The sequence below is a fragment of the Flavobacterium acetivorans genome (assembly GCF_020911885.1).
Taxonomy (GTDB): Bacteria; Bacteroidota; Bacteroidia; order Flavobacteriales; family Flavobacteriaceae; genus Flavobacterium; species Flavobacterium acetivorans.
In genome coordinates, this window is record NZ_CP087132.1 from 1,603,386 (window position 1) to 1,620,621 (window position 17,236).

14 protein-coding genes and 2 tRNA genes are annotated in these 17,236 nt (G+C 36.1%); 6 read left to right on the top strand and 10 right to left on the bottom strand.

Translation table 11 applies throughout. The features are described from left to right. The first annotated feature begins 49 nt into the window (after nt 1-49). Complete coding sequence (locus LNP19_RS07120; protein ID WP_230061469.1) at nt 50-370, top strand: ISAon1 family transposase N-terminal region protein; 321 nt, start codon at nt 50-52, stop codon at nt 368-370. A gap of 22 nt (nt 371-392) precedes the next feature. Further along, on the top strand, nt 393-1,346 hold the full coding sequence (locus LNP19_RS07125) for an ISAon1 family transposase (RefSeq protein WP_428979049.1): 954 nt from the start codon (nt 393-395) through the stop codon (nt 1,344-1,346). Nucleotides 1,347-1,440: 94 nt separating this feature from the next. Here the strand turns inward: LNP19_RS07125 and LNP19_RS07130 are convergent. Then, nucleotides 1,441-1,513 (bottom strand) — tRNA-Met (locus LNP19_RS07130). 33 nt (nt 1,514-1,546) lie between these two features. Then, nucleotides 1,547-1,619: transfer RNA gene (locus LNP19_RS07135), tRNA-Met, on the bottom strand. Between the two features lie 117 nt (nt 1,620-1,736). On the opposite strand from LNP19_RS07135, the gene era reads away from it, so the two are divergent. Then, the gene (gene era, locus LNP19_RS07140; protein WP_230064082.1) at nt 1,737-2,618 is read left to right on the top strand and encodes a GTPase Era; all 882 of its coding nucleotides are present in this window, start codon (nt 1,737-1,739) and stop codon (nt 2,616-2,618) included. A gap of 195 nt (nt 2,619-2,813) precedes the next feature. Here the strand turns inward: era and LNP19_RS07145 are convergent, their stop codons facing one another. After that, a complete protein-coding gene (locus LNP19_RS07145; protein ID WP_230064083.1) occupies nt 2,814-3,317 on the bottom strand; it encodes a hypothetical protein in 504 nt (167 codons plus the stop codon). A 107-nt stretch (nt 3,318-3,424) separates the two neighbouring features. Here LNP19_RS07145 and der point away from each other — a divergent pair, with 107 nt between their 5' ends. Continuing rightward, nucleotides 3,425-4,735 carry a ribosome biogenesis GTPase Der gene (gene der, locus LNP19_RS07150; protein WP_230064084.1) on the top strand — a complete coding sequence of 437 codons (1,311 nt, stop codon included), beginning with the start codon at nt 3,425-3,427 and terminating at the stop codon, nt 4,733-4,735. Nucleotides 4,736-4,828: 93 nt separating this feature from the next. Then, nucleotides 4,829-7,621, top strand: a complete 2,793-nt coding sequence (locus LNP19_RS07155; RefSeq protein ID WP_230064085.1) for an outer membrane beta-barrel protein — start codon at nt 4,829-4,831, stop codon at nt 7,619-7,621. 136 nt (nt 7,622-7,757) lie between these two features. On the opposite strand, the gene LNP19_RS07160 is transcribed toward LNP19_RS07155, so the two are convergent. From LNP19_RS07160 to LNP19_RS07190, 7 genes are all read right to left on the bottom strand, one after another. Further along, nucleotides 7,758-8,873, bottom strand: coding sequence for a formylglycine-generating enzyme family protein (locus LNP19_RS07160; RefSeq protein WP_230064086.1), 1,116 nt, complete (start codon nt 8,871-8,873; stop codon nt 7,758-7,760). An 85-nt stretch (nt 8,874-8,958) separates the two neighbouring features. Beyond that, complete coding sequence (locus tag LNP19_RS07165; protein WP_230064087.1) at nt 8,959-10,467, bottom strand: sulfatase family protein; 1,509 nt, start codon at nt 10,465-10,467, stop codon at nt 8,959-8,961. Nucleotides 10,468-10,737: 270 nt separating this feature from the next. Continuing rightward, complete coding sequence (locus tag LNP19_RS07170; protein ID WP_230064088.1) at nt 10,738-11,550, bottom strand: TPM domain-containing protein; 813 nt, start codon at nt 11,548-11,550, stop codon at nt 10,738-10,740. Continuing rightward, complete coding sequence (locus LNP19_RS07175; RefSeq protein WP_230064089.1) at nt 11,550-11,987, bottom strand: TPM domain-containing protein; 438 nt, start codon at nt 11,985-11,987, stop codon at nt 11,550-11,552. The genes LNP19_RS07170 and LNP19_RS07175 overlap by 1 nt, the downstream gene beginning before the upstream one ends. A gap of 94 nt (nt 11,988-12,081) precedes the next feature. After that, a complete protein-coding gene (locus LNP19_RS07180) occupies nt 12,082-12,669 on the bottom strand; it encodes a LemA family protein (protein ID WP_230064090.1) in 588 nt (195 codons plus the stop codon). 59 nt (nt 12,670-12,728) lie between these two features. Further along, entirely contained in the window at nt 12,729-13,061 is a 333-nt protein-coding gene (locus tag LNP19_RS07185; RefSeq protein ID WP_230064091.1) for a MerR family transcriptional regulator, read from the bottom strand. 69 nt (nt 13,062-13,130) lie between these two features. Further along, complete coding sequence (locus LNP19_RS07190; protein ID WP_230064092.1) at nt 13,131-14,108, bottom strand: M23 family metallopeptidase; 978 nt, start codon at nt 14,106-14,108, stop codon at nt 13,131-13,133. Nucleotides 14,109-14,328: 220 nt separating this feature from the next. Between LNP19_RS07190 and alaS the strand changes: the two genes are divergently transcribed. Then, complete coding sequence (alaS, locus tag LNP19_RS07195) at nt 14,329-16,992, top strand: alanine--tRNA ligase (RefSeq protein ID WP_230064093.1); 2,664 nt, start codon at nt 14,329-14,331, stop codon at nt 16,990-16,992. Nucleotides 16,993-17,236: the final 244 nt, after the last annotated feature.

Consider the following 17,236-nt stretch of genomic DNA (forward strand, 5'->3'; position numbering starts at 1 on the left):
TTTGCAATCTTAAGAATGAGAGATGCCCCCAATAGACCTTTTAAAATTCATGTTACCTGACTTTTTAGTAGATCACTTTGAAGTGGTTTCTTCTACTAACACAGAAGAAATAGTACACCTATATTTTGAAGAGAATGCCAAGCCTCCAAAAGAATTTGATACACTGGAACTAGTATCAAAGGGCTTTCAGGATGAGATAACCATTCAGGATTTCCCTCTCAGAGGTAAATATGTATATCTACATATAAAAAGACGTCGCTGGACAAATAAGACAACAGGCGAAATTCTTAAAAGAGATTGGAATTTAGTTGCTAAAGGAACCCGCATGACTCAAGAGTTTGCGGCTTTTTTAAAAGAAATTAATAGATAAGAGTGCTACTGATTGTCACACCATTGGTGGTTTCTTCGGAGTCAACGGAAAGAAACTCCAACGACAATATAAAAAACACCTGAGTTCCTTTAATGCTTGGGCTCCACGAGAACATGCACATCAATGGATTGTTTACCCTGAAAATATGGGCACCCATTTATCAATTGACGAAGTAGCTTTGTCTCAGGGTGAACTTTACACTATTGTAACCAACAAGAAGTTCAAAGGTAAAAAAGGTTCCTTAGTTGCCATTGTTGCTGGAACAAAGGCAGATAAAGTCATAGAACATATCAGAAAGATTGATTACAAGAAGAGAAGCTGTGTCAAAGAAATAACACTTGACATGGCTAATTCTATGAAATTGATCTCTAAAAGATGTTTCCCTAAAGCCACACAGGTAACAGATAGATTTCATGTCCAAAAACTGGCACTGGAAGCCTTACAAGAGATTAAGATTAAACATCGATGGGAGGCTATGGATTTTGAGAATCAATTGATATTGCAAGCCAAAAGAGAGAATCAAACCTATATTCCGGAGCTCTTAGCTAACGGTGACTCTGTAAAACAGCTATTAGCCAGGAGTCGATATGCACTTTATAAATCTCGCGAAAAATGGACTGAGAATCAAAATGAAAGAGCTCAATTATTATTTGGACTATATCCAGATATAAAAACAGCCTATTATCTAAGCCAACAACTTCGAGGTATCTACAATAGCAACAATGACAAGCACATTGCGATGACTAAACTAGCACATTGGTATAGGAATGTAGAGGAATCTGGTTTTAAAAACTTCAATATTCTACTCAATACTATAACTTTCAATTACCGGTCAATCTTAAACTACTTTGATAATAGAAGTACCAATGCTTCTGCTGAATCTTTCAATGCAAAAATAAAAGCCTTTAGAAGTCAGTTTAGAGGAGTAAGGAAAATAGATTTCTTCTTGTTCAGATTATCTAATCTTTTTGCCTAATCCCCCAACTTTTGCGCATGATCCCATGATCCTTTAGAGAAGCGAAAATAGTGTTAAATAAAAAAAGCTCCAGATTTCTCTGAAGCTTTTCTAGTAGCGGGAACAGGACTCGAACCTGTGACCTTCGGGTTATGAGCCCGACGAGCTGCCTACTGCTCTATCCCGCGATGTGCGTTTGTAATCTCAATAAATTAACTTAGTAGCGGGAACAGGACTCGAACCTGTGACCTTCGGGTTATGAGCCCGACGAGCTGCCTACTGCTCTATCCCGCGATGTTTCGGGTGCAAATGTACAACCAAATTCCGCATTTTGCAACATAAATTTAAAAAAATGTTTTATTTTATCTATTGACTTGATATGACTACCTTTGCAAAATAAATAAAATAGAAATGTCACATAAAGCAGGTTTTGTAAATATCATAGGGAATCCAAACGTAGGTAAGTCAACCTTAATGAATGCCTTTGTAGGGGAAAGATTGTCTATAATTACATCTAAAGCACAAACAACACGTCATAGAATCCTTGGAATTGTTAATGGCGATGATTTTCAGGTAATCTTATCAGATACTCCTGGAATCATAAAACCGGCATACGAGATGCAGGAATCTATGATGAATTTTGTTAAGTCTGCCTTTGAGGATGCTGATATTTTGATTTATATGGTCGAAATAGGGGAGCAAGATTTGAAAGATGAAGCTTTTTTTAATAAAATCATTCATGCTAAAATTCCGGTTTTGTTATTGCTGAATAAAATCGATAACTCAAATCAAGAGCAATTGGAAGAACAAGTTGCTTTTTGGTCTGCTAAAGTCCCTAATGCGGAGATTTTTCCCATATCGGCTTTGAAAAACTTTAATGTACCAGAAGTTTTTGGAAGAATTATTGAATTGTTGCCGGAATCGCCGGCTTATTATCCAAAGGATACTTTGACAGATAAGCCAGAACGTTTCTTTGTGAATGAAACCATTAGAGAGAAGATTTTGTTGAATTACAACAAAGAAATTCCATATGCAGTAGAAATTGTTACAGAGGAATTTGTTGAAACAGATGATATTATTAGAATTCGTTCTCTGATCATGGTGGAAAGAGATACGCAAAAAGGGATCGTTATTGGTCACAAAGGAGCTGCTCTAAAGAAAGTAGGAATGGAATCTCGCGTAGACTTGGAGAAATTCTTTGGAAAACAGATACATATTGAGTTGTATGTGAAAGTAAATAAAAACTGGAGAAGTAATGCTAATATGCTGAAACGATTTGGTTACAACCAGTAAAGAAGTGTTCAGAATTCATCTTTTTAGTGTTCAGTGAGTAAGTTCGAACTTAAAGCTAATAAATATAAAATCAGTATTGGAATTTATTTCTGATACTGATTTTTTTTTTTAAACCACAAAGAGCTCAAAGAATTACGCTAAGTTTGCAAAGCTTTGCGTGCCTTGCGATTCCTTTGCGAACTTTGCGGTTAAGTTTTATAAAGATGATTCAATAATTTCTAAAAATACTTTTTCGATGTCATTCATTTGTTTTTCGCCGTTGCTGCGAATTTGTTTGGCGATGACGTAGAGCAGAAACCAAGCGAAAACCATGAGAGACATTATAACGAAATCAGCTGTTGTTGATTCTTTTAGAACGTAATGGGAATAGGCGATTCCGCAAAAAATGATGAATGTTCCCGCTATCATAAAATGCAGAAACATGAAAAAAGTCCATAAATTAGGATCAGGTCCAAATAATCCGCGGATGTGAGTTTGATTTTCGCCTTTGGATTCCATTTCGAGATGTAAATGGGGTGACCAATAGGCTTTTTTTGGACCTTTGATGTTGATCCAAACATGATATTCTTTTATTTTTAAAATGAAATCCGGAGATTTTGTGGTTGTGAATTGTATGAATTTTTGACGCAGTGAATCGATGTTCTGATTGACATCTCTGTAGAATCGCAAACGCAAACGGATCTCATTATTAGTGTCCATAAATGTAGAAATGAAGAGGTTAAGTAAACATATTGTAGCGAATATACCAAAAAAATAGATATTCAGGGTTTTAAACACTACCTTTGCAAAATATTTGAATTTATATTATGAACAATATTGTTGCGATAGTAGGAAGACCTAATGTAGGGAAATCAACCCTTTTTAATAGGCTGATACAAAGAAGAGAAGCTATTGTAGATTCAGTTTCTGGGGTTACCAGAGATAGAAACTATGGTAAAAGCGAGTGGAACGGAAAAGAATTTTCTGTAATTGATACGGGTGGATACGTTCGTGGATCCGATGATGTTTTTGAAGGGGAAATCCGTAAACAAGTAGAATTGGCTATTGATGAAGCCGATGTTATTATTTTTGTAGTTGATGTTGAGGAAGGTATTACACCAATGGATGATATTGTTGCCCGTTTGTTGCGTAAAGTTACTAAGCCCGTTTTATTGGCTGTGAACAAGGTAGATAACGCCATGCGTGAAAAAGATGCAATTGAGTTTTACAACCTTGGTTTAGGGGAATATTACACTTTTGCAAGTATTTCAGGAAGCGGAACAGGAGATTTATTAGATGCTTTAATCGAATCATTTCCAGTAAAACCTGAACCAGTTCAGGAAGCTGTTGTTTTGCCTCGTTTTGCAGTAGTTGGTCGTCCAAATGCTGGAAAATCAAGCTTTATTAATGCATTAATTGGTAAAGAGCGTTTTATGGTAACTGATATTGCGGGAACAACTCGTGATGCAATTGATACAAAATTTGACCGTTTTGGTTTTGAATTCAACTTGGTCGATACCGCTGGAATTCGTCGTAAGGCCAAAGTGAAGGAAGATTTAGAGTTTTACTCGGTAATGCGTTCGGTTCGTGCGATTGAGCATGCTGATATTTGCATCTTGATAATTGATGCCACGCGTGGTTTTGAAGGTCAGGATCAAAGTATTTTCTGGTTAGCAGAAAAGAACCGAAAAGGAGTTGTTATTTTAGTAAACAAATGGGATTTGGTAGAAAAAGATACGATGTCAACCCGTGATTATGAGGAAAAAATCCGAAAAGAGTTAATGCCATTTACCGATGTGCCCATTCTTTTTGTTTCTGCGTTAACAAAACAACGTTTGTTGAAGGCATTGGAGGCGACGGTAAAAGTTTATGAAAACAGACAACAGCGCGTAGCGACTTCTAAATTTAACGAATACATGTTGAAAGTGATTGAAGCCTATCCGCCACCAGCAACCAAAGGGAAGTATGTAAAAATTAAATATTGTATGCAATTGCCTACACCAACACCTCAGTTTGTGTTTTTTGCCAATATGCCGCAATATGTAAAAGAGCCTTACAAACGTTACCTTGAAAATAAAATCAGAGACAATTGGGATTTTTCAGGAGTTCCTATCGATATTTATATTAGAGAAAAATAAAATGTTAAATTTTATGTAAGAAATTACATAAACTCACAATAAATAACTTAATTCGCTGTTGATTTACAATCATTAACAGCGAATTTTTTATTTATGAAAAAAAGTTATTTCCTTATTTTGTTTGTCTTTTTCAGTGTTTCTTTGTTTGCACAAAACAGCATTAGCCTCAAAGGTAAAGTTTTAGATAAGAACACCCAAGTCCCCATTGAAGCCGCTACTGTCTTTTTAACTTCGGTGAAAGATTCTACGGTTATTGACTACACCATTTCGGATAAAAACGGTTTTTTTAAAATAGATACCAAAAAAATTAACAAGCCTTTCTTTCTGAAGATATCCTATATGGGATATCAGACTTTTAAACAGGAAATGCAAACAGTTACTGAAAACAAGGATTTTGGTGTTTTGCATCTTTCTGAAAATCCAAATGTGCTGTCAGAAGTGGTTATTAAAAGTGAAGCGCCACCCGTTAGAATAAAGAAAGATACCTTGGAGTTTAACGCTTCCTCTTTTAAGGTTCGCCCAGATGCGAATGTGGAAACTTTATTAAAACAGCTGCCAGGAGTGGAAGTTGGAACAGACGGGAAAATTACCGTTAACGGAAAAGAGGTAAATCAGATATTGGTCAACGGAAAACCATTTTTTGATAAAGATGGAAAAATAGCACTTCAGAGTTTGCCTTCGGATATCATCAATAAAGTTCAAATTTCGGATACAAAAACGAAAAAAGAAGAGCTGAACAAGGAAGCTTCGACTTCTAATAATGCCAGCATCAATCTCACCATTGATGAAAAGAAAAATAAAGGACTCTTCGGGAAATTTATGGGCGGTTATGGAACGGATAATCGTTATGAGAGCAGTGCCCTGCTAAATTATTTTAAAAATAAACGAAAAATTAGTGTTTTGGCTTCTTCCAATAATATCAATTCTACGGGTTTCTCGATGGACGAAATTTTTGATAATATGGGCGGAGGAAGAAACAGTTCTATGTCATACAACTCAGATGGAGGTTCTTTTACGCTTAACGGCAATCGTTTTGGTGGCGGAAAAGGAATTACCCGCTCTAATATGTTGGGGATAAATTATTCGGATCAATTCGTAAAAGATTTGGAAACGAGCGGCAGTTATTTTTTCTCGAATTCTAATTCTGAAAATGTAAACAGAACTAAAATGATTACATTTTTGCCTACTGGAAATATAAACAGAGAATCAGAAGCAACAACAAATGGCGAAAACTTTGGACACAATGTTAATTTTCAATTGGAATATAAAATAGATTCTACGGCAACCATTTTCGTTGGACCGAAATTCACCAAGTCGACTTCTAAATTTACTAATGATTCTTCTGAAAAATATTTTAATGACAGCAGTCAATTGGTAAATGAAAGTACTGCTTTGGTTTTTGATGACAGTGATAGAGGGAGTTTTAGCAATTCGATAAATTTTAATAAAAGATTCAAAAGAAAAGGTCGTTTTTTCAGTTTGTCATTTAATAATGAAAACTCAAAAGAGGATGTGAGTTCTTTAAATAAAACTAATACCGTGTTTTATCAAGGTACCGATCCTGATGTTGTTCGAGATCAAATTAGAAAAAACAAGAATTTGATGGATAAGTATGTTGCCGAAATGGAATATGCTGAACCTATTACTGATTCATTGAATGTTAAATTTGGGATGAATTACAGCAATGAATCCAAATCAGACGACAGGAATACCTATGATTTTAATTCGGGATCTCAATCCTATTCTGATTTGAATCCAGAGTTGACTAATCATTTGTCTTCCGGTGAAAAAACGTTTCGCCCACAAGCGGGATTCGGTTTGAATAAGAAAAAATTTAATATTAATGTTAATGCCGGACCTTCGTTTGTACAATTTGATGCGAATTCGCTTTATCTTGGGCAAACTACTAATTTGACTAGAGATTATGTTTTGCCTTATGCTAATGCCCGACTTGGGTATCGATTAACGAAGTCCAAATCGATTTACATGAATTATAGTTATGATTTTGATTTTCCTACAGCAAGTCAAATTTTACCGGTTGAGGATTTATCCAATCCTTTGAGTACCGTTATGGGGAATGTAAATTTAAAGCCGAGTAGAAATCAATGGGGGTATTTTAGTTTCAATAATTATGATTATGCTACACGCTCCGGTTATTCAATTTATTTTGGTGGAAATTTGTATGGTGATCAAGTGGCCTCTTCAGTTTCATACGATACTGAAAATTTAACAAACTTCACTACTTTCGAAAATGTTTCCGGAACCTATTCTACTTGGTTTGGAAGCAATTGGAACAAGTCAATCAAAAAAGACGCTCATAATTTTAAATTTGGTTTGGGTTTCAGTTCTAATTATGGATTGTCAAAAGGTTTTATTGATGGAGAAATGTTTGAAGCCAAAACATTAAGGTTGAATCCTAGGGCCAATTTTACTTATGAATATGGGGAGTTGTTGACTGTTAACCCAACTTATAATTTTACTTACAATGACTCAAAATATACGAATTACAGAACAAGTGGTGCCTCAAGTGTAGTGCATCGTTTTAATGTTCAAACGACCAATTTTTGGCCTAAAAACTGGGTTTTTGGAAATGATTTTGGATATACCTATAATTCTAATATTGCAGATGGTTTTAAGAAAGATTTTTATTTGTGGAATACCAGTTTAGCTTATAGTTTTTTTGCTAATAAAATGACGGCGAAAGTAAAAGTCTACGATATGTTGAACCAAAATCAAAGTGCCACAAGAACAATTTCTCCAACAAACATTCGCGATGAAGAAAATGTTGTTTTAAAAAGATATGCGATGTTTTCATTGACTTATAAACTGAATAAGTTTGGAGGTAAGGAAAAGCCTTCTGGAGGTAATAGAATGATTTTTCACTAGAATAATTTAGTCTCTATTTTTAATTACAAAACTATATACAACTAAAAAAGTCCCGATTTTATCGGGACTTTTTTATATTTTACACTTTCTAGTGTTGCAATAAGATTATTTTTTATTGGTGTTAATTGTAACGATTTTATTTGATATCTGCAACGCATCTAAAACCGGTATGACTTAATCCGGTATCAGGAGATGATTTCATTCGTGCTGTAACGCGATATCCTTTGCAGTAAGAAGCATTACATAGAAATGAGCCTCCTCTAACCACTTTTTTGGGAACTGTAGGTTCCATGGGATCATAGCTTTTTGAAGGGCCTTTTGGGTTGTTTGCAATGCTGCCGTACAATTCCTTGTAGTATTCGGGCGTGTAGCAATCGCTGCACCATTCCCAAACATTTCCAGCCATATCATAGAGTCCGTATTTATTGGGAGCGAATGATTTTACAGGTGAAGCGCCAACAAATTTATCTTTAGTTGTGTTCAGGTACGGAAATTTTCCTTGCCAGATATTCGCTTTAGGCTTTCCCTTTTCAGGGTCTTCATTTCCCCAAAAATATTTTTTGTCAATTAATCCTCCTCTGGAAGCATATTCCCATTCGGCTTCTGTGGGTAATCTTTTGCCGGCCCATTTTGCATAAGCATTAGCATCATCCCACGATATGTGTACCACTGGATAGTTTTCTCGGCCTTTAATGTTGCTTTTTGGACCTTCGGGATGTTTCCAATTGGCTCCTTCGGTCCAACTCCACCATTGAGAGGCATTATTTAAATCGACAGCTGTTTTAGTTGGGGTAAAAACAAGTGAAGCGGCAACCAACAAACTTTCGTCCGGTTTTGGAGTGTCTGGAGGTAATTGTTTTTTTATCTCTTCCCAATTCGGCTTTATCTCGGCGGTGGTTACATAAGCTGTGGCTTTGACAAATTTTTCAAACTGTGCATTGGTCACTTCGGTGGCATCCATCCAAAAACCGCTAATTTTAACTCGGTGCTGCGGATACTCATCTTGTCTTCCTTCATCATCCGATGCGCCCATGAGGAATTCACCTGAAGGGATTTGAACCATTCCGTCATAGGAAACCGTTTTTGACTCGCTGATCGTATCGGTTTTATTTGATGCCGAAAAACGGGATGGGAGAGAAGATTCACAACTCATGGTTTCTTTATTACCCATTTTAGCCACATTTCCCTCTTTTTTACCACAGGCATACATTGAAAATAGTAGTAGTCCAAGAGTAACCGTCTGATGTTTCATTTGTTATTTATTTAATCCTGTTTTAAAGCTAAAAATAGTTTTAATGAGCAGTTTATTCTTTATTTTTAAGAAAAATAATTTATTCTTATTTTTTTTGTTCTTTTATTTTTTGCAATAAGCTTGCCAATTCATTTGTAACCTCGGGCTTTTGATTTGCAAGATTTTCTTTTTCTCCAATGTCATTATTCAAATCGTACAATTGTGGTTGCGGATTATTTCCTAATTCTGTATTGGTTAATAAATCCATCGCCTGTCTGTTGTTGGGTTCGATATATTTCCAATTATCTCTCAGGATTGCTAAGGAAGAGGTCCCTTGCTCAATCAGGATAGTTCTCCCTTTGGTCGTTTTTCCTAACATGGCATCGAGCATATCCTCGCTATCAGTTGCTTCGCTGTCTTCCTTTTTGATGTTGAGTAGTTTTGAAAACGAGGCCATAAAATCAATTTGTGATAGTAAGGCTTGTGATACAGTCGGTTTTGTTTTTGATGGCCAACTTATAAGCATTGGCACCCTTGTTCCTGCTTCAAAAGTACTGTATTTTCCTCCGCGTAAAACACCTGCGGGAGTATGACCGTTTAATTTTGAAACCGCTTCGTCTTGATATCCGTCATCGAGCACGGGACCATTGTCGCTGCTAAAAACGATTAAAGTATTTTTGGCTATGCCTAAATTCGCCAGTTGTTTCATTATTTCGCCCACTGCCCAATCCATTTGTAAAATGGCATCACCCCGATACCCCAGATTACTTTTTCCTTTAAACAGAGTTGAAGGCATTCGGGGTACATGCGGTTCAGTTAGGGAGTAATATAGAAAGAAGGGATTGTTTTTATTGGTGTCGATAAATTCTTTGGCTTTCGCCAAAAAAGTTAAAGGCATTTCTTCATCAGTCCATCGAGCTTTTTTGCCGCCACTCATGTAACCGATACGACCAATGCCGTTTACGATCGTATTGTTGTGACCATGATTGGGTGAAGATGGCATTTTTAACAGTTCAGGATGCTCAGCAGCTGTCGGGTCATTTCCTACTTTTTTCTTATAATCAACTTCGATGGGATCGTTACGGTCTAGGGCAACCACATGACGATTTTCTATAAACACGCTAGGAACTCTATCGGCAGTTGCCGGAAAAATAAAGGAATAGTCAAAACCAACTTCGTTTGGTCCGGGTTTTATTTCCCCGTTCCACTCTTTTTCGAGTTTGTCCCCTAATCCCAGATGCCATTTTCCTACTATGCCGGTTTGATATCCTGCTTTTTGGAATAAGGAAGGCAAGGTTGTTTTGTCCGTTGGGATGATTAAAGCTGCATCTCCAGGTAAAATACTGGTTCCAGCTTTACGCCAAGGATAAATTCCGGTCATCAATGCATAGCGGGAAGGGGTGCAAGTGGCCGAGGTGGAATGCGCATTGGTAAACCGAACGCCTTGTTTGGCCAGTTTGTCAATATTTGGCGTACTGATTTTGGTGGCGCCATAACAGCTTAGGTCACCATAACCTAAATCATCTACGTAGATGAAAACAACATTAGGTTTTTGTTGGGCAAAGAGTAAACTTGTCATCAAGCATAGAAAAAAAGTATTTCTTACTCTGGTCATATTTTTAGTTTTTAAAGTTAGTTTGTCAGCTAGTGGGTACAAAATTATTTTTTGGAGGTTCTAATTTTTTTTAATGCAGGTTTAATTCCAAAAATAGAATAGTTTTTTAAAAAAAATATACTAGTGCCTACCAGTTTGTTTTGGCTTAAAGCGAAACGGGTTCTTTTTTATTAGTCAGATTTAGTTTTAAAACAGCTTATTTTTTACTCAATTTTCAAATAAATAAGGCTGTCTAAAATTAGACAGCCTTATTTATAATCTTTTGTTTTTTTACCAGCTTCCGCCAGATCCACCACCTGAGAATCCTCCGCCACCAAATCCTCCGCCACCAAATCCTCCGCCGAAGCCACCTCCAGATGAACCTCCAAAACCGCTTCCGCCTCCTCCGCGACCCAGACTGCTCAATATGATGACGTCTAGTAGACTTGGGCCATGGTGTCCTCCGTTGTTATTGCCAGAGTTTCCGCCTCCACCGCCTTTGTTTCTCGAAATAAGAATAACAATAAATACGATAATAACGATAAACGGGAGAATAGGAAAGTCCTTCCCTTTGGTTTGTTTTTTTCTTTCCCCTTTGTATTTGCCTTTAAAAACATCAATCAGGGCGTCCGTACCTTTATCAAGTCCTTTGTAATAGCTTCCGGCTTTAAATTCGGGAATGATAATGTTTCGGGTGATTTCCCCTCCAATCCCTGCTGTCAATCGGTCTTCGAGTCCGTAACCAGGAGAGATCCATATTTTTCTTTCGGCTTTAGCCAATAAAATAAGAACGCCATTGTCGTCTTTTTCTGTCCCTCCAATTCCCCATGTTTGTCCCCATTTTGGAGTTAGAATTCCAATATCTTCACCTTTCAGGCTTTCAATTGTAATTACTACGATTTGGGTTGTGGTAGAATCAGAATATTTGATGAGTTTTTCTTCTAATTGTGCTTTTTCATTTGCGCTTAGTACCTTGGCATAGTCGTACACAGAAGTCTGAAAACTCGGTTTTTCAGGGATTGTAAATTGAGCAAAACCAATTTGAGTGATAAATAAACAAACGAACAGTTTTAGGGAAAAAGAAATAGTTTTTTTTGTTTTCATTATCCTTTTGATATTTCGTTTGATAATTCATTAACGTCCCCTTCTTGGTAAGGGAAATGTTTTTTTAATTGTTCTCCAGCTCTGTCAATTCCGTCAATAAGTCCTTGTTTGAAATTGCTGTTTTTAAAATGGGCTACCATAATATCTTTGGTACAATCCCAGAAATCATGACCAACAATATCATTAATTCCTTGATCTCCACAAATTACAAAGGTTCTGTCTTCTATGGCTACGTAAATTAACACACCGTTTTTGAGTTGGGTCTCGTCCATTTTTAGGTCATGAAAAACTTCCAATGCACGATCATAGGGATCTAGTTCTGTTGTTTTTTCTAGATGAACTCGAATCTCTCCAGAAGTATTTTTTTCGGCCAAACGAATGGCTTCCACAATTTCTTGTTCTTCTTTTTGGGTTAAAAAATCTTCTACTTTTGACATGGGAAAAATTTTTGAATGAAGATTAACGATTTTTGATTTTAGAAGTATTTATTCTGTGATCAAAAATCGTTAATCGAAAATCTGAAATCGTTTTTTAGAATTTTACTTCCACAGGTTTCTCAGCTCCTTCCACAGCGTTAAAATAAGCTTTTTCTTTAAAACCAAACATGCCTGCAAATAATGAATTTGGGAAAGTTTTAATATGAGTATTGTATGGTTTTACTGCTTCGTTAAAACGAGTTCTAGCTGTTAATATTTGATTTTCGGTGCTTGCCAGTTCATCTTGTAATTTCAAGAAATTTTGGTTGGCTTTCAAATCAGGATATTTTTCAACTGTAACTAATAAGCGAGATAATGAGCTACTAACACCGCTTTGAGCTTTGTTAAATGCGGCCAATTGTTCAGGAGTAATATTTGTAGGGTCTACGGTTGTTTGTGTTGCCTTTGCACGGGCTTCAATAACAGCAGTCAAAGTGCTTTTTTCAAAATCAGCAGCTCCTTTTACGGTGTTGACTAAGTTTCCAATTAGGTCATTTCGTCTTTGGTAAGCAGTTTGTACGTCTCCCCATGATTGTTCAACGGTTTGATTTAAAGTTACGGCTGTATTGTTAATTCCTTTAACCCAGCTGTAAATCCCAAAAATAATAACGGCTCCAATAATCCAAGGCAAAAATCTTTTCATGTTTGTTTAATTTAAAGTTTAATATTAAGGTTTTTATTTTGTATTCATCAATCCAAAAATTATAATTGATTTTTTATATTAGTTAATTGTGTTCTGATACCTTCCAGTTTTCGAATAATTTCAAACTTATCCAAAGTTTTCTTTTGACCTTCTTTCAAATGGATTTTGGCTCCTTCAAGGGTAAAACCTCTTTCTTTTACCAAATGGTAAATTAGCTGTAGGTTTTTGATATCCTCGGGCGTAAACATTCTGTTGCCTTTCGCGTTTTTCTTTGGTTTAAGAATGTCGAACTCACTATCCCAAAAACGGATAAGAGATGCATTTACATCAAAAGCCTTGGCAACCTCGCCAATGCTGTAATATCTTTTATCAGCAGATAGTTCTATATGCATTTTTTGTTTCAAGTTTAATGTTTCAAGTTTAAAGCAAAATACTTTGCTAACAAGCTCTTATATTATAAATTAATCCAGCGATTGATTTTCTTGGTTCGCCAGTTTTGAAATAGCAACATATTCGACAGCCGAAATATTGCCGTAATAAAAATTAAGCGGATTGACCACTTTACCGTCTTTGTGGACTTCATAATGCAAATGAGGCCCTTCGGATCTTCCTGTGCTGCCTACATAACCAATAATGTCACCTCGCTTTACTCTTTGTCCGGCTCGACAGTTGTATTTGCTCAAATGGGCGTATAAAGTTTCGTATCCATAACCATGCCTAATTACTACGTGATTCCCAAAACCGGAAGCTTTATTGTCAGCTTGACTTACTACTCCGTCTCCGGTGGCAAAAACCGGAGTGCCTGTTTTTGCTGTAAAGTCCATTCCTTCATGCATTTTCTTAGCTTTTGTAAATGGATCTGTCCGGTAGCCAAAACCTGAAGCCATTCGTTTTAAATTTTCATTTCTCACAGGTTGAATGGCAGGAATGGCAGACAATAATTTGTCTTTCTCTTTGGCCAGTTTTAAGATGTGGTCTAGCGATTTTGATTGTATTGCTAATTGTTTGCTAAGAACATCTATTCTTTTTGTCGTGTTTAGGACTAACTGGGTGTTGTCATAACCTTCTAAAGCGGTGTATCTATTGATGTCTTTATAGCCTGATTTTCTTTCCTCTTCTGGAATGGGAGCGGTATTAAAATAGGTGCGGTATAAATTGTTGTCTCGGTCTTCAATGGCTTCAATGACATCGTCTACCTGATCCATTTTTTTATTCAAAACCGCATAATTCAGTTTTAAATTTTCAATTTCACGTATTAACAAACGATCTTTTGGTGTGTCGAAATAAGGAGTGTTCAGTAAAATGACAAAACTGATGAAACCAAATAATGCCGAAGCCACTAAAAATAAGGCTGCGAAGCCAAATTTCCATCGTTTTTTTGTTTTAATTTTTCGATACGCCAGATTTTCGGAATCGTAATAATATTTTACTTTCGCCATATTTTAAAATACCCTATTTTTGCACCTTATAAAGTGTTAGTTGAACAAATTTAATAAATGTTTCATTTGTTCAATCTTTTTTAGGCAATAAATAAAATATAAAACGGATTAAAAGATTTAAAAATTTAATGATTGAAAGATTATTGAATTTTTGATTTTGATAAAAAAATAAATTTAAAAACTTTGTGCCTTAGCGCCTTAGTGAAAAAAAAATAAATAAATGAACTCACAAGAAGTACGTAGACAATTTCTGGATTTTTTTCAAAGTAAAGGGCATTTAATTGTTCCTTCGGCACCGATTGTTCTAAAAGATGATCCTACCCTGATGTTCAACAACTCAGGAATGGCACAGTTTAAAGAATATTTTTTAGGAAACGCCACACCAAAAAGCGCTAGAATTGCTGACACACAAAAATGTCTTCGTGTTTCAGGAAAGCATAATGATTTAGAAGATGTAGGTTTTGATACCTATCACCACACGATGTTCGAAATGCTAGGAAATTGGTCTTTTGGAGATTATTTCAAAAAAGAAGCTTTACCTTGGGCTTGGGAATTTTTGACCGAAGTTTTAAAATTAGACAAAGACCGTTTGTATGTTTCTGTTTTTGAAGGAAACGAAGCTGAGAATGTGCCTTTTGACCAAGAAGCTTTTGATATTTGGAAACAATTTGTTTCGGAAGACCGCATTATTCTTGGAAACAAAAAAGACAATTTCTGGGAAATGGGAGATCAGGGACCTTGCGGACCTTGTTCTGAAATTCATATTGATTTGCGTACCGATGAAGAAAGAGCTTCTGTTTCGGGTAGAAGTTTAGTCAATGCCGATCATCCGCAGGTAGTCGAAATCTGGAACAACGTATTTATGGAATTCAACCGTAAAGCCGATGGTTCTTTAGAAAAATTACCGGCGCAACACGTTGATACAGGAATGGGATTTGAGCGTTTGTGTATGGCGATGCAAAATGTAACGTCAAACTATGATACCGATGTTTTCACGCCGCTTATTGAAAAAGTGGAGCAAATTACAGGATTGAAATACACTTCAAACGAAGTGAAAAATGTTTCTGAAGAACAAAATAAAACCAATATTGCTATTCGTGTAATTGTAGATCACGTTCGTGCTGTAGCTTTCGCTATTGCCGACGGACAATTGCCATCGAATACGGGAGCGGGTTATGTAATTCGTCGTATTTTGCGTCGTGCTATTCGTTACGGATTTACATTTTTGGGTACAAAAGAGCCGTTTATCTATCAATTGGTGGCTGTTTTGGCAGATCAAATGGGAGAGTTTTTCCCAGAAATCAAAAAACAACAAACTTTGGTTACTAATGTAATCCGTGAGGAAGAAGCTTCTTTCTTGAGAACAATTGAAAATGGTCTTAGTAAAATTAATTTGCACATAGGATTAATTCAAGGCTTGAAAGAAGAAGGAGCTCATCCAGAAAAATTAATAAGTGGTAATCTTGCATTTGAACTTTACGACACTTATGGTTTCCCACTTGATTTAACAGAATTAATTGCTAGAGAAAATAAATTTTCTGTTGATATTGAAGGATTTGAAAAGAACATGCAAGAACAAAAAACACGTTCTCGTGCGGCTTCGGAAGTTTCTACAGATGACTGGAAAATTCTGGTTGATGGAAATACGGAATCTTTTGTTGGTTACGATCAAACAGAAAACGAAGTAAAAATTACTCGCATTCGTAAAGTAGATTCTAAAAAAGATGGTGTTTTGTACCAAATTGTTTTAGATGCTACGCCATTTTATCCGGAAGGAGGAGGACAGGTGGGAGACAAAGGAACATTGGTTTCGGCAAATGAAAGCATTGAAATTATAGATACCAAGAAAGAAAATAATTTAATTCTGCATTTTGCTAAAAAATTACCGGAAAATCTAAACGCCTCTTTCGTAGCAAAAGTAAATACCAATTTAAGAGCAGATACGTCTAAAAATCACTCAGCGACGCACTTAATGCACCAGGCTTTGCGATCTATTTTAGGAACGCATGTGGAGCAAAAAGGATCTTTGGTCAATCCAAATTATCTGCGTTTTGACTTTTCACATTTTGCAAAAGTAACCGATGAGGAATTACAGCAAGTTGAAGACTTTGTTAATGCGAGAATTCAAGAGCAATTGCCCTTAATTGAAAGAAGAAGCATCCCAATCCAACAAGCCTTAGACGAAGGTGCGATGGCTTTGTTTGGGGAAAAATACGGAGATCATGTTCGTGCAATTAAATTTGGAGACAGCATGGAATTGTGTGGTGGAATCCATGTAAGCAATACAGCTGATATTTGGTCATTCAAAATTGTTTCTGAAGGAGCAGTTGCAGCTGGAATTCGCCGTATTGAAGCTATTACAGGCGATGGTGTAAGACAATTTTTTGCTTCGCAGGAAGAATTGTTGAGCGAAATCAAATCAGCATTGAAAAATCCACAGGATGCGGTAAAAGCTGTAGTTTCATTACAAGATGAAAATGCCAAATTGAAAAAACAGTTGGAAGCTTTGTTGAAAGAGAAAGCCAAAAACATGAAAGGTGATTTGATCAAAGAATTGCAAGAAATAAACGGTGTTCAGTTCTTAGCTAAACAAGTCGATTTGAATCCGGAAGGAGCTAAAGATTTGGCTTATGAATTAGGAAATTTAGGCACAAACTTATTTTTAGTTTTGGCTACATCCGAAGAAGGAAAACCAATGTTGAGCTGTTATATTTCTAAGGAATTGGTTGCCGATAAAAATCTGAATGCGGGTCAGGTAGTTCGCGAATTAGGAAAATTTATCCAAGGTGGAGGAGGAGGGCAGCCTTTCTTTGCAACTGCAGGAGGAAAAAATGCTGCCGGAATTCCGGAAGCTTTAGCAAAAGCAATTGATTTTGTAAAATAGTTTCGAATATTTTTTTAATATAGAAAAGACCTCTTCTAATTTGTTTGGAAGAGGTTTTTTTTATGAATTTCTTTTGATAAAGTTAGGGAATAATCTACTTTTTGTGATTATTTTAATGGTTAAGTGTCTGAAATAGAGTTCCTCGAAAAAAAAATAGTATTTTGTAAATGCCCAAGAATAGTTGTGTTAAAAAACACTGTTTGACGAGTTTTTTAGCTAATTAACGTTCTTTTAAGGTGTTAGT